Origin of the sequence: Winogradskyella sp. A3E31 (assembly GCF_046720935.1) — a bacterium.
Classification (GTDB): domain Bacteria; phylum Bacteroidota; class Bacteroidia; order Flavobacteriales; family Flavobacteriaceae; genus Winogradskyella.
The window spans coordinates 1-12,275 of the sequence record NZ_JBHNWH010000007.1; the positions used below are offsets into that span (position 1 = coordinate 1).

General features: G+C 36.4%; 11 protein-coding genes. 6 read left to right on the top strand and 5 right to left on the bottom strand.

Going from position 1 to position 12,275, the window contains the following annotated elements:
• Positions 1-344: 344 nt before the first annotated feature.
• The 6 genes from thrS to ACFEMA_RS09590 all read left to right on the top strand — a co-directional run bounded on the left by thrS (position 345) and on the right by ACFEMA_RS09590 (position 7,697).
• Complete coding sequence (thrS, locus tag ACFEMA_RS09565) at positions 345-2,285, top strand: threonine--tRNA ligase (protein WP_411767927.1); 1,941 nt, start codon at positions 345-347, stop codon at positions 2,283-2,285.
• 35 nt (positions 2,286-2,320) lie between these two features.
• Positions 2,321-2,869, top strand: coding sequence for a translation initiation factor IF-3 (infC, locus tag ACFEMA_RS09570; protein WP_411768208.1), 549 nt, complete (start codon positions 2,321-2,323; stop codon positions 2,867-2,869).
• A gap of 120 nt (positions 2,870-2,989) precedes the next feature.
• Positions 2,990-3,187 carry a 50S ribosomal protein L35 gene (rpmI, locus tag ACFEMA_RS09575; RefSeq protein WP_411767928.1) on the top strand — a complete coding sequence of 66 codons (198 nt, stop codon included), beginning with the start codon at positions 2,990-2,992 and terminating at the stop codon, positions 3,185-3,187.
• A gap of 103 nt (positions 3,188-3,290) precedes the next feature.
• Entirely contained in the window at positions 3,291-3,635 is a 345-nt protein-coding gene (gene rplT, locus ACFEMA_RS09580) for a 50S ribosomal protein L20 (RefSeq protein ID WP_411767929.1), read from the top strand.
• 156 nt (positions 3,636-3,791) lie between these two features.
• Positions 3,792-7,046, top strand: coding sequence for an amidohydrolase family protein (locus tag ACFEMA_RS09585; RefSeq protein WP_411767930.1), 3,255 nt, complete (start codon positions 3,792-3,794; stop codon positions 7,044-7,046).
• A gap of 18 nt (positions 7,047-7,064) precedes the next feature.
• Positions 7,065-7,697, top strand: a complete 633-nt coding sequence (locus ACFEMA_RS09590) for a hypothetical protein (protein ID WP_411767931.1) — start codon at positions 7,065-7,067, stop codon at positions 7,695-7,697.
• A 72-nt stretch (positions 7,698-7,769) separates the two neighbouring features.
• On the opposite strand, the gene ACFEMA_RS09595 is transcribed toward ACFEMA_RS09590, so the two are convergent.
• The 5 genes from ACFEMA_RS09595 to ACFEMA_RS09615 form a co-directional block, all read right to left on the bottom strand.
• The gene (locus ACFEMA_RS09595) at positions 7,770-8,192 is read right to left on the bottom strand and encodes a secondary thiamine-phosphate synthase enzyme YjbQ (RefSeq protein WP_411767932.1); all 423 of its coding nucleotides are present in this window, start codon (positions 8,190-8,192) and stop codon (positions 7,770-7,772) included.
• An 11-nt stretch (positions 8,193-8,203) separates the two neighbouring features.
• Positions 8,204-9,388, bottom strand: a complete 1,185-nt coding sequence (locus tag ACFEMA_RS09600) for an asparagine synthetase B (protein ID WP_411768209.1) — start codon at positions 9,386-9,388, stop codon at positions 8,204-8,206.
• A gap of 147 nt (positions 9,389-9,535) precedes the next feature.
• The gene (locus ACFEMA_RS09605; RefSeq protein ID WP_411767933.1) at positions 9,536-10,270 is read right to left on the bottom strand and encodes a sulfotransferase family protein; all 735 of its coding nucleotides are present in this window, start codon (positions 10,268-10,270) and stop codon (positions 9,536-9,538) included.
• Positions 10,254-11,171 (bottom strand): aminotransferase class IV, encoded by a 918-nt coding sequence (locus ACFEMA_RS09610; RefSeq protein WP_411767934.1) that lies wholly within the window; start codon positions 11,169-11,171, stop codon positions 10,254-10,256. Before ACFEMA_RS09610 ends, ACFEMA_RS09605 begins: the two co-directional genes overlap by 17 nt.
• 42 nt (positions 11,172-11,213) lie before the next feature.
• Positions 11,214-12,254: an AI-2E family transporter gene (locus tag ACFEMA_RS09615; protein ID WP_411767935.1), complete on the bottom strand. Its 1,041-nt coding sequence runs from the start codon at positions 12,252-12,254 to the stop codon at positions 11,214-11,216.
• Positions 12,255-12,275: the final 21 nt, after the last annotated feature.

The window sequence follows — 12,275 nt, forward strand, 5'->3', positions numbered from 1 at the left end:
AAATATAAAACCCTTTTTTATTTCCTACAACTACAATCCAAAAAAAAATAAATTATTTTTTTTAAACCATAAACATTACCGGAAATGAACTACCACTAACAACCAAAAACCCGTCGCTAACGGGGCGCAAATATAAAACCGTTTTTTGGTTTAGCAACAATAATTTTAAGAAAAAATATCGCTTTATAATTAGGCCTCTTAGTATGAGTAAATTAAAGTTTTAAATTTCTTTAAAAAATACGGAAACTGATCTTTTTAATTAGTTAAACGTTTTATTCAATAACTCTCTTTGAGAGTTGAAGCCTTACCTATATATTTGTAGGCTGAAATTTATACCATATATAATGATACAAATAACTCTTCCTGATGGTTCAGTGAGGTCTTTCGAAAAAGGGGTTACCCCTCTTGGAGTTGCTAAGGATATTAGTGAGGGTTTCGCCCGCAATGTCATCTCTGCAAAATTTAATGATGCGGTTGTAGAAACATCAACACCAATTAATGAAGATGGAAGTCTAACCTTATATACATGGAGAGATGATAATGGAAAGAAAGCGTTTTGGCATTCGTCAGCTCACGTTTTAGCACAGGCATTAGAAGAACTGTATCCAAATGTAAAACTCTGGGTAGGGCCTGCTATCGAAAATGGCTTTTATTACGATGTTGATTTAGGCGAGGATTCTATTTCAGAAAAAGACTTTAAAGCAATTGAAACTAAAATGTTGGAAATAGCTCGTGGCAAACACGACTTTAAAATGAGAGAAGTTTCAAAAGAAGACGCTTTGTCTTATTATAAAGGTAAAAACGACTATAAAGTTGACCTTATAGAAAATTTAGAAGATGGCACCATCAGTTTTTGTGACCATTCAACTTTTACGGACTTGTGCCGTGGAGGACATATCCCTAATACAGGACTTATAAAAGCCGTTAAAGTTTTAAGCGTCGCTGGCGCATATTATAAAGGTGATGAAAATAATAAGCAGCTTACTCGTGTTTATGGTATTTCATTTCCAAAACAAAAGGAACTGACTGAGTATCTTCATTTATTGGAAGAAGCCAAAAAGAGAGACCACAGAAAACTTGGCAAGGAATTAGAACTATTTACTTTTTCTCAAAAAGTTGGACAAGGGTTACCGCTTTGGCTACCAAAGGGAGCTGCCCTACGGGAGCGTCTTGAGAACTTTTTAAAGCAAGCTCAAAAGAAAGCAGGATATGAAATGGTGGTAACACCACATATCGGTCAAAAAGAATTATATGTCACCTCAGGTCATTATGCCAAATACGGTGAAGATAGTTTTCAACCTATTTCTACACCTGCAGAAGGCGAAGAATTCTTGTTGAAACCCATGAATTGTCCGCATCATTGTGAAATTTATAACACACGCCCTTTTTCATATAGAGAATTACCAAAGCGTTATGCCGAATTCGGTACAGTATATCGATATGAACAAAGTGGTGAGCTGCATGGATTAACTAGAGTTAGAGGGTTTACACAAGATGATGCCCATATTTTTTGCACACCAGATCAACTCGATAAAGAGTTTAAAGATGTCATTGATTTGGTATTGTATGTCTTTGGTTCTCTAGGGTTTGAAAACTTCACCACACAAGTGTCGATTAGAGATCCTAAAACCCCAGAAAAATACATTGGTAATGTCGAAAATTGGGAAAAAGCAGAAAAAGCGATCATAAATGCTGCAAAAGACAAAAATCTTAACTATATTATAGAAGAAGGTGAAGCTGCCTTTTATGGCCCTAAGTTAGACTTTATGGTTAAGGATGCTCTTGGACGACAATGGCAATTGGGAACCATTCAGGTTGATTATAATTTACCTGAGCGTTTTGACCTTACCTATAAAGGCAGTGACAACGAGCTACATAGACCAGTAATGATTCATCGTGCCCCCTTTGGAAGTATGGAGCGATTCGTCGCTATACTTTTGGAACATACAGGTGGAAACTTTCCACTTTGGTTAATGCCTGAGCAAGCGATAGTATTATCAATCAGTGAGAAATATGAAAAATACGCTGAAAAAGTTTTAAATTTGCTAGAAAATAACGAAATTCGCGCCCTCGCAGATCACAGGAACGAGACGGTAGGTAAGAAAATTCGTGAAGCCGAAATGAATAAGATACCGTTTATGGTTATTGTTGGTGAGCAAGAAGAGACCGACAACACTATAACAGTGAGAGAACATGGAGGTGAAGATTTGGGCACAATTAATGTAGAGGAATTCACCAGAATAGTAAATGAAAGAGTAAATAAAAGTTTGAAGACTTTTAAATAAATTAATGTTTAATTAAAATTATATAAGCCATAGCAATACGAAGAAACAGAAAGAATTATTCTAGAAGACAATCCCAAGAGGATCAACACAAAATTAATTCTAAGATTAGAGCTCAAGAAGTCCGCGTTGTCGGGGATAATGTTGAAGTAGGTGTTTACCCTATTAAAAAAGCCCTAGAGATAGCTGACGACCAAGGTTTAGATCTTGTAGAGATTTCGCCAAATGCGAATCCACCTGTTTGTAAGGTAATGGATTATAAAAAGTTTCTATACGAACAGAAGAAACGAGAAAAAGCATTAAAAGCAAAAGCATCTAAGGTCGTTGTAAAAGAAATCCGTTTTGGACCAAACACCGATGACCATGATTACGAATTTAAAAAGAAACATGCAGAAAAGTTTCTTAAAGATGGTGCCAAGCTTAAAGCATTTGTGTTTTTTAAAGGACGATCAATCGTCTTTAAAGAACAAGGACAGATTTTACTTTTAAGACTTGCCCAAGATTTGGAAGAGGTTGGTAAAGTGGAGCAAATGCCAAGATTAGAAGGAAAGCGTATGACCATGTTCATTGCGCCAAAGAAAAAATAGCTTCGAGAACCTCAGCTACCAAGCTCAAGGTTTATTGGACTAAAAAATTAAAACACCCACCTTAGCCGCGTGCTTTGGTGGCAAACAATAATAAGCGAAACGTAATTAAAACTAGGAGAAATGCCTAAAATGAAAACAAAATCGAGTGCTAAGAAACGTTTTAAACTAACTGGCACTGGTAAGATTAAAAGAAAGCACGCTTTTAAGAGTCATATTTTGACAAAAAAGTCTAAAAAGCGTAAGCTTAGATTAACTCACGATGCTTTGGTACACAAAGCAGATGAGGACAATGTTAAAACAATGTTGCGTTTAAAGTAACACCGTTTTAACCGGTTAAAATTATTTTATAAACCCTGGAGTTGGGCAAAACTATTTAGCAAGTGTCAATTTATGACCGCCCACTACAAAAACAATTAAAGAAATGCCAAGATCAGTAAATTCAGTAGCAAAGAGAGCCAGAAGAAAAAAGGTTCTTAAGCAAGCAAAAGGTTACTTCGGAAGACGTAAAAACGTTTGGACAGTAGCTAAAAATGCGGTGGACAAAGCGATGCAATATTCGTATAGAGACCGCAGAAACAAAAAGAGAACATTCCGTTCATTATGGATTATGCGTATAAACGCAGGTGCAAGACAGCACGGAATGAGCTATTCAAAATTAATGGGAGGTTTAAAAGCTAATAATATCGACTTAAACCGTAAGGTTCTTGCCGATTTAGCAATGAACAACCCAGAAGCTTTTGAAGCTATAGTAAACAAAGTAAAATAGGGCTTTTAGCCAAAATTAATAACAATACTTCGCTTATGAAACCGATCCAGAAATGGGTCGGTTTCTTTTTTATATAGATTGCTTCCTTAAAATACTATCTGGTATGTTTTTTTAAATAATAGTAGTAACTTTCTGCTCAGCTAAACAACTATTATTATGAAATTTAAAATTCTAGCAGCTATAACTCTATTATTTAGCCTAACTGCACTTTCTCAAGACAAAGACAAAAAAGAATCATGGGACGTTTCAAACCCTGAAGGAGACTGGAACTTTAGTGAACTTAAACTGTCAACGGACGAAGGGACATGGATGAATTTGGATGTTAGTCCAGATGGACAATACATCGTTTTTGATTTGTTAGGTGATATTTACAAAATAGATAGTGACGGAGGAAACGCTACAATATTAAGAGAGGGACTACCTTTTGAAATCCAGCCTAGATTTAGTCCAGATGGCAAATACATTTCATTTACCAGTGATGCTGGTGGTGGAGATAATATTTGGATTATGAAAAGTGATGGTTCTGATGCTAAACAGGTGACCAAAGAAAATTTTAGACTCCTAAACAATGCCGTTTGGACACCAGATGGCAATTATCTAGTAGCCCGAAAGCATTTTACATCGTCAAGGTCATTGGGAGCGGGCGAATTGTGGATGTACCATAAAACTGGTGGCAGCGGTATTCAGCTCACCAAAAGAAAAAACGATCAGCAAGATGTCAATGAGCCATCCATATCACCAGACGGAAAGTACCTTTACTACAGTGAAGATGTTTATCCTGGAGGGGCATTTCAATATAACAAAGACCCTAACAGCCAAATCTATGTGATAAACCGTTATGACATGGAAACTGGTAAAATAACACGAGTTACTGGCGGTCCGGGCGGTGCGGCTCGACCACAAGTTTCTAGAGATGGTAAAAAGTTAGCTTTCGTTAAAAGAGTACGTACAAAATCGGTATTATACATTCATGATTTAGAAACCGGAGAAGAATGGCCAATCTATGATGAGCTTAATAAAGATCAACAAGAAGCTTGGGCTATTTTTGGCGTTTACACCAATTTTAGTTGGATGCCGAATGACGAAGACATCGTTATCTGGACTGGTGGAAAAATCAAAAAGATAAATGTTGATTCTCTCTCTGTTACAGAAATACCATTTCAAGTCAATACTAAAATTAAATATGCAAAAGCCTTAGAGTTTGATACTCCTGTAGCACCCGAGAATTTTGATGCCAGAGTCATCAGACATTTAGTGACCTCACCTAATGGAAAAACTGTTGTGTTTAATGCTTTGGGATATTTGTACAAACAGGATCTACCTAACGGAAAAGCCAAACGTTTGACTAGTGGTACAGATTTTGAGTTTGAACCTACATTTTCCCCAGATGGTAACTCTATTACCTATGTCACTTGGAATGATGAAAATTTAGGTGGTATCTATACAGTGCCTACAATTGGCGGTACACCAAGAAAGCTAACCAAAGAAAAAGGCATTTACAGAAACCCTTCTTACTCAAAAAGTGGAAAACTATTAACCTATAGAAAAGAAGGAGGCAACAACGACCAAGGACGAACCTTCACAAAGAAAACCGGTATATATATTATGAAATCAGACGGAACTGATCCAAAACTATTAACCAGTGAAGGAGGATTTCCGGAATTCAATACGGATGATACGCGAATTATCTATCAAAATGGGGGTATGTTCTTCGGAAATATCACCAAAACATTAAAGAGCGTTAATCTAGAAGGACATGACGAAAGAACATTAGTAAAATCCAAGCATGGCAATCGAATTCTACCTAGCCCAGATGGTAATTGGGTAGCATTCATTCATCTACACAAAGTGTATATGGCTCCGATGCCTTCTGCTGGCCAAACATTGGATTTAACGGATACCTCTAAGTTTGTTCCTGTCACACAACTCTCCAAGGATGCTGGTATTAATTTACATTGGTCGCCGAACAGCAAAAAAATTCACTGGACGCTTGGGAACCAATACTTTTCTGCCGAAGCTTCAGAAGACACAAAACTTATTGAAGAGAGTATCAAAATAAACCTTAACGTAGAAACGGACAAACCTACTGGGAGAATTGCTCTTAAAGGAGCAAGAATCATTACTATGGAAGGTGACGAAATCATTGAAAATGGAACTATTGTTATACATGAAAATAAAATTGAAAAGATTGGAAATTCATCTTCTGTAACAATCCCAAATGATGCAAAAGTTTATGATGTCACTGGAAAAACCATAATGCCCGGCATTGTCGATGCACATGCTCATATTGGCGGTTTCCGTTATGGTCTGACAACACAAAAGCACTGGCAATTTTATGCAAATTTGGCCTATGGGGTGACTACAGCTCACGATCCATCTGCACATTCCGAAACAGTGTTTGCGCTTTCAGAATTACAAAAAAGCGGACAGCTTGTTGGACCACGCCTCTACTCTACTGGCTTTATTCTTTATGGAGCTGATGGAGATTTTAAAGCAGTAATCAATAACTTAGACGATGCGCGCTCTTCTATTCGAAGAACCAAGGCTTTCGGAGCATTATCAGTTAAAAGTTACAATCAACCTAGACGCGAACAACGCCAACAAGTTTTGCAAGCAGCTCGTGAGGAAGGTATCTTCGTCGTTCCAGAAGGAGGTTCTACGTTTTTTCATAATATAACTATGGTTATGGATGGGCATACAGGAGTTGAACACAATATTCCTGTAGCACCAGTATATAAAGATGTTTTAGAGCTATGGGGTAAAACAAATGTGGGGTATACCCCTACCTTAATAGTGAACTATGGTGGTGTCAATGGTGAATTCTATTGGTATCAAAGCACCAATGTATGGGAAAATGAAAAGCTATTAAAATACACCCCAAGAGGGTTGATTGATGCTAGATCAAGACACCGGGTAATGGTGCCAGACGAAGAATACGAGAATGGTCACATACTAGTCAGTGAAACATGTAAAGCACTGACTGATGCAGGTGTTAAGGTTAATTTAGGTGCTCATGGCCAATTACAAGGCCTTGGTGCACATTGGGAATTATGGCTTTTGCAACAGGGAGGTATGACAAACCATGAAGCCCTAAAAGCCGCAACGATTAACGGAGCGCAATATATTGGAGCGAGTAAGGATATTGGCTCACTTAAGGAAGGTAAGTTGGCCGATTTAATTGTTATGGACCAGAATCCACTTGAGGATATCAGAAATTCTGAAAGTATTATTTATACCATGATTAATGGCAGAATGTACGATACTGAAACCATGAACGAAATAGGGAACCACCCTAAAACCCACGGAAAGTTCTATTGGGAAAACAATAAATACAATGAAGCATTTCCTTGGCACGAAGCATCTCAGAGTTTTACAAGAGCGGCTTGTGGGTGTGATGTGGGGTCTCATTGATAGAGATCGTTCCATTTTATGAATAAAAACATAGATAGTGAAATATCAATAAAGCTTAGACAGCAGGTCTACTTGATTCATGAGACTTTAAAATCACTCGAATACTTGATTAATTTTCCTAAGTATCTAAAAGCTGTTGATGATGAAAAACCAAAAGATTTATGGTTTCTATATCATGTTATACGTAACAATGCTGTTTTGAATCTCTATAAATTATACGAACCAAATCAGGACTATTCTTTTGACAAATTGAAAAATCTAGTACTAAAGAAAATAGATCAATCAGAGTTTTCTGTGAAAGAGTATCTTTTAAAACTTAAAGAAGCTAAATCCAAATACACAAATTTGAGAATCAGGGAAATAAGACATACGCACGTTGGGCATTTAGACTTTAATCGTAAAAATGAATCAATTAATTGGAATGACATTTCGGAATTAACTAATCTTTCATGTCAAATACATGATAGTATAAACCTTATTTTAAATAAAGAACAAACTGGTTGGGTTTTAGACTTGAAGATTCTCAATAGAATATTTTCTAATGATTATAAATCTAGAAAACTAATTGACAAGAGAATCGAACTAGCAAGAAATATGGACTCAATGAGTTATGAAGAGTTTCGTGATCTGACAAGGTTAAATTGGCCTTAACTTTTTAAAAATTAATAGCTAGTACAAACCTACTTACGAAAATCCTCGTGGATTTTCTATAAGTAGAACTTATCAATTTCCATAAACCGTCAAAACAAGCTGCCTAGAAGTAGCATTGTTGCGGTGCTCACACAAATAAATACCCTGCCACATTCCCATATTTAGTCTACCGTCCGTAATCGGGATTTGTATCGATGATCCCATCAATGAACTCTTTATATGGGCGGGCATATCATCAGGGCCTTCTAACGTATGCTTGTAGTATGGCTGATTTTCGGGAACCATTTCATTAATATGCTTTTCAAAATCGTGACGAACAGTTGGGTCAGCGTTCTCATTAATGGTTAAACTTGCAGACGTATGTTTTATAAATACATTGAGAAAGCCAACATCAATAGTTTGTAACTCATCAATAGATTCAATTATGTCTTGTGTAATAAGGTGGAAACCTCTTGGTTTGGCTGGAATTTCAATTTCCTTTTGAATAATTCGCATTAAAACAACTTTTAGGTCTTTTGCTTTTTCTTTTTAGCAGCTGGAAATAACACATTATTAAGGATTAGGCGATACCCTGGAGATGTTGGATGCAAATCCAATTCTGTCTTTGGATCTCCTACCCTATGGGTATAATCCTCAGGGTCATGTCCACCGTAAAAGGTGAAGAATCCCTTCCCTTTAATGCCATGGATGTATTTGGCTTCACCATTTGTCTTGTTCTCTCCCATTACCAACACATTGGCTTTTATTTCATCTCGTGTAAAAGACGTCGTTTGACCCATAAACCCTTTAACAAGAGCTGTATGGTTTTGTGTCAACATGGTCGGAATAGGGTCCCATTTGGCAGAATATTCCATCAACGAAAAATAATCGGTTTGCTTGGGTATGTTACGCTTACGCGTCATATCAATTGATGAAAATTCATAAACATTGGGACTCCGTTCTAAAATAAAATCCTTGAAAGCAAAGGTCTTTGAGTAGTCTATTTTATTTTGATATGCAGGGTCGCTACCATCCCCATCAAACATAGGTTCACAGATATCAACGTTTTCAGCTGATAGTGCAATATCAAAACTATCAGTTGCAGAGCACATCGCAAACATAAAGCCTCCACCAGCTACATAGTTCCTTATTTTAAGTGCGACATCCAATTTGGCATCAGATACTTTAGAGTAACCTAGTTTAGCTGCAAGCGCTTCAGCTTCTTTTTTCTCTTCAATATACCATGCTGCAGACCTGTATGATCGATAAAACTTTCCATATTGACCGGTAAAATCTTCATGGTGAAGGTGTAACCAATCATAAAGTAATAATTCGTCTTTAAGCACTTCTTCATCATAAATGGTTTCGTAAGGAATTTCGGCATAGGTCAACACCATTGTTACAGCATCATCCCAAGGTTGTTTACCATAAGGTGTATATACTGCAATTTTAGGTGCTTTCTCTAAAACTACTGCTTCCTGATTCATGGAAGGGCTACTGATACTTTCTAAAATCTGTTCTGCTTTTGCATCAGAAATAACCTCAAAGGACACCCCTCTAATCTGGCATTCGCGCTGAATAATCTCAGCATCAGGAATTAAAAAAGAACCGCCTCTATAATTAAGCAGCCACTTTACTTTTAGCTGACGTTCAAGAGTCCAATAGGTTACCCCATAAGCTTTTAAATGGTTCTCTTGGGTTTCGGCATCCATAGGAATTAAAATATAAGACGCAAAGGATTGCAGACTAAAGCTAACAAGAAAAACAGTTAATATAAGTGACTTCAATTTCATAATATTTAAACGAAATATACCCAATTTTTAGTCTATTCCTAATAGCTTTATTATTCTTTTATGATTTTAAATTGAATGTGCTATCAATTTTTGGTAATGTGGCTCGCATTCCTTTAAAAGTGGATTAAGGTGCATAGGAAATGGGTCATTCTTAGGCTTATAAGGTTGAAAACCACTTGATTTATGCACATTGTCGTACCAATATTTTGCCCAAATACCATCTTCGGGTCTTTTTTGTGGTGTCCAACTCAGCATATTCTTATCAAAAGGGATGTCTATCGCATTGCATAATTTTTGAAGTGTTTCTTTAGGATCTAACAAAACTTTTTTGGAATCCAAAACAACAAAGTCAATGTTATTCTCTTTAAAATGACTTAACAATTCTGAATGCAATGCATAGCCAACATCATTCATTACTGGGTTTTTAATCACCTTATCAAATGAAGGCAACATCTCTTTAGGGTTTCTTGTTAGAATGATATTGACGGTTTTATTTAAAAACGATCTGTCCAAATCTAACAAATGATGGGTCATGTGCTTAAAGAACAAAATAGGCTTTTCAGAATTTGAGAGCATATTCTCTACAACCTTTTCACCGTCAGTTTCCATTGTACTCAAAATGTCTTCTGCCCCTGGATGGTATTTTTGAGCCTCAGGATGATTTTTTAAATAATAAGCATAAAGTGGTTCATCAAAAACTTTACAGTCTTCTCGCTGCGCGAAGGAATACATCAGTGCCGTAGAAATATTGCGAGGGCCAGACCAAAGACAAACTCGTTTAACATTAGTTGTTATTGACATACTCTTGAATTAAATCTTTATACAGTCCACTTAATCTCTTAGTCGTTTTCCCGAAGTTTCCTTGACCTATTTGTCGTCCATCAATTTTAGTCACAGGCGTCAATCCACCAAAAGTACCAGTAACAAAAGCTTCATCGGCTCCGTAAACATCAAAAAGAGAAAAATCTTTTTCTTTACATATAATATCGTGTTTATTACACGCCTCAATGACCTTTGCACGAGTGATCCCATTCATACAATATTTACTAGTGGAAGTCCAGACCTCATCGCCTCTAACTATAAAAAAATTAGTCGCATTACATGTAGAGACAAAACCGTTAACGTCTAACATCAACGCTTCATCTGCACCTGATTCAATAGCCTGTATCAATGCTTGAACCTCGTGTAGCTTACTATGGCAATTTAATCGTGGATCTAAATAATCTGGTGAACCTCGTCGAATCGTTGATGTAAATAATGTTATCCCTTTGTCCTTTGAATCTTCTGAAGCAGTCTTATACTCTGGAATAACAACAACATTGGGTCCAGAAATAGTAAGTCTTGGATCTTGTGATGGTGTCTTCTTTATTCCGCGTGTTACCATGGTTCTCACATGTACGCCGTCATTCATATTATTAGCCTTTAATACATCCCATATTTGATTAGTCAAATCTTCTTTTGTCCACGGGAGAGACATTCCTACAGTAGCAGCTGACTCCCATAAACGTGCGAGATGATCTTCCAAAAAGACTAAGACACCATTATGTAGTCTTAGTGCTTCCCACACTCCATCGCCAACTAAATAACCACTATCAAAAACTGATATTTTTGCTTCTTTACGATCGAAAAGTTCACCATTAATAGAAATTTTTATGGATTCATTTCTTGGGTCATCGATTGCATTGTGTGTACCATGTACCATTCTAAATATTTTATAGAGAAAGATACTAGAATTTGAGAACTTTTAAAGTTTTTCAGGGGCAGTTTGTTTGCCTGAAAGTAAACTGGCAATAACTCTAGTATTAGGGAATTGCTCTAAGATTATTTTGATGAATACAGTAATCGGAATGGCCATTATGAGCCCAGGAATACCCCAAAGAAATCCCCAAAACATTAGCATTACCAAAACCGCTATGACATTAATTGAAAATGACTTGCCCATAAATATAGGCTCTAATATGGCTCCAAATAGCACCTGAACACCCGTAATTGATGCTACGAAGAATAATAAGGTACTAGTTGCCTCAATTTCAACAAAAGCAAAGATGGATAATAAAATAACAGATATAAATGACCCAACCATCTGAACAAAATTTATGGTAAAGGCAAAAAGACCCCAGAAAATAGGAAAGCTGACGTCAAAAAACACACACATCAACCCTGTAAACACACCTGTTAAAAGACTCACTAAAAACTTCACTTTAATAAACTTAATCAAGTCCTTTTCAATCTTCATAAATGTTTTTATCGAAGTATAGCGTTGTTTTAATAATGTACTGTTCAGTAATTTTTGCACATTAATGGATTCAGCAAGCCATAAAACAACAAAGAAGGTAGTCATTAATAAAGTGGTTAAAAATTGTCTTAAAAAACTGACGGTAGAACCTATATTTTCACTTCCTAAGAATTGATTGAGGAAGTTTTTATCATCTTCGAACTCAAATCCAAAATTATGTGTAACGTATTCTTTTAGGTTATTTAACTTTAGCTCGGCTTTATCAAAAAATTGCGTATCACTAGCCAAAATTTGCCTGCTAGACAACTGAATAAGCTCAACTCCAATCCATACACCACCACCAACTAAAAGTAAAACTATAATAATACTAATGAATTTTGGCACTTTCAGTCGTCCTAAAGTACGCATGAGCGGCAAAAACAACAACGCTATAAACATTGAAAAAATCAGCGGTATAAATATGAAGGAAAGGATCTTCAGCAGATAGAATACTAAAGGAATTGCTATAATCAACAAAAGGATATTTGTTGTCCGTCTTTTATCTAACATGAGGCTATTTTTCTTGCAAAG

Excerpts from the sequence above, each read along its gene's own strand:
- rpmI (WP_411767928.1), top strand. The coding sequence starts at position 2,990 with ATGCCTAAAATGAAAACAAAATCGAGTGCTAAGAAACGTTTTAAACTA.
- thrS (WP_411767927.1), top strand. The coding sequence starts at position 345 with ATGATACAAATAACTCTTCCTGATGGTTCAGTGAGGTCTTTCGAAAAA.
- ACFEMA_RS09610 (WP_411767934.1), bottom strand. The coding sequence starts at position 11,171 with ATGGTACATGGTACACACAATGCAATCGATGACCCAAGAAATGAATCC.
- ACFEMA_RS09605 (WP_411767933.1), bottom strand. The coding sequence starts at position 10,270 with ATGTCAATAACAACTAATGTTAAACGAGTTTGTCTTTGGTCTGGCCCT.
- rplT (WP_411767929.1), top strand. The coding sequence starts at position 3,291 with ATGCCAAGATCAGTAAATTCAGTAGCAAAGAGAGCCAGAAGAAAAAAG.
- ACFEMA_RS09585 (WP_411767930.1), top strand. The coding sequence starts at position 3,792 with ATGAAATTTAAAATTCTAGCAGCTATAACTCTATTATTTAGCCTAACT.
- ACFEMA_RS09615 (WP_411767935.1), bottom strand. The coding sequence starts at position 12,254 with ATGTTAGATAAAAGACGGACAACAAATATCCTTTTGTTGATTATAGCA.
- ACFEMA_RS09600 (WP_411768209.1), bottom strand. The coding sequence starts at position 9,388 with ATGGATGCCGAAACCCAAGAGAACCATTTAAAAGCTTATGGGGTAACC.
- ACFEMA_RS09590 (WP_411767931.1), top strand. The coding sequence starts at position 7,065 with ATGAATAAAAACATAGATAGTGAAATATCAATAAAGCTTAGACAGCAG.
- ACFEMA_RS09595 (WP_411767932.1), bottom strand. The coding sequence starts at position 8,192 with ATGCGAATTATTCAAAAGGAAATTGAAATTCCAGCCAAACCAAGAGGT.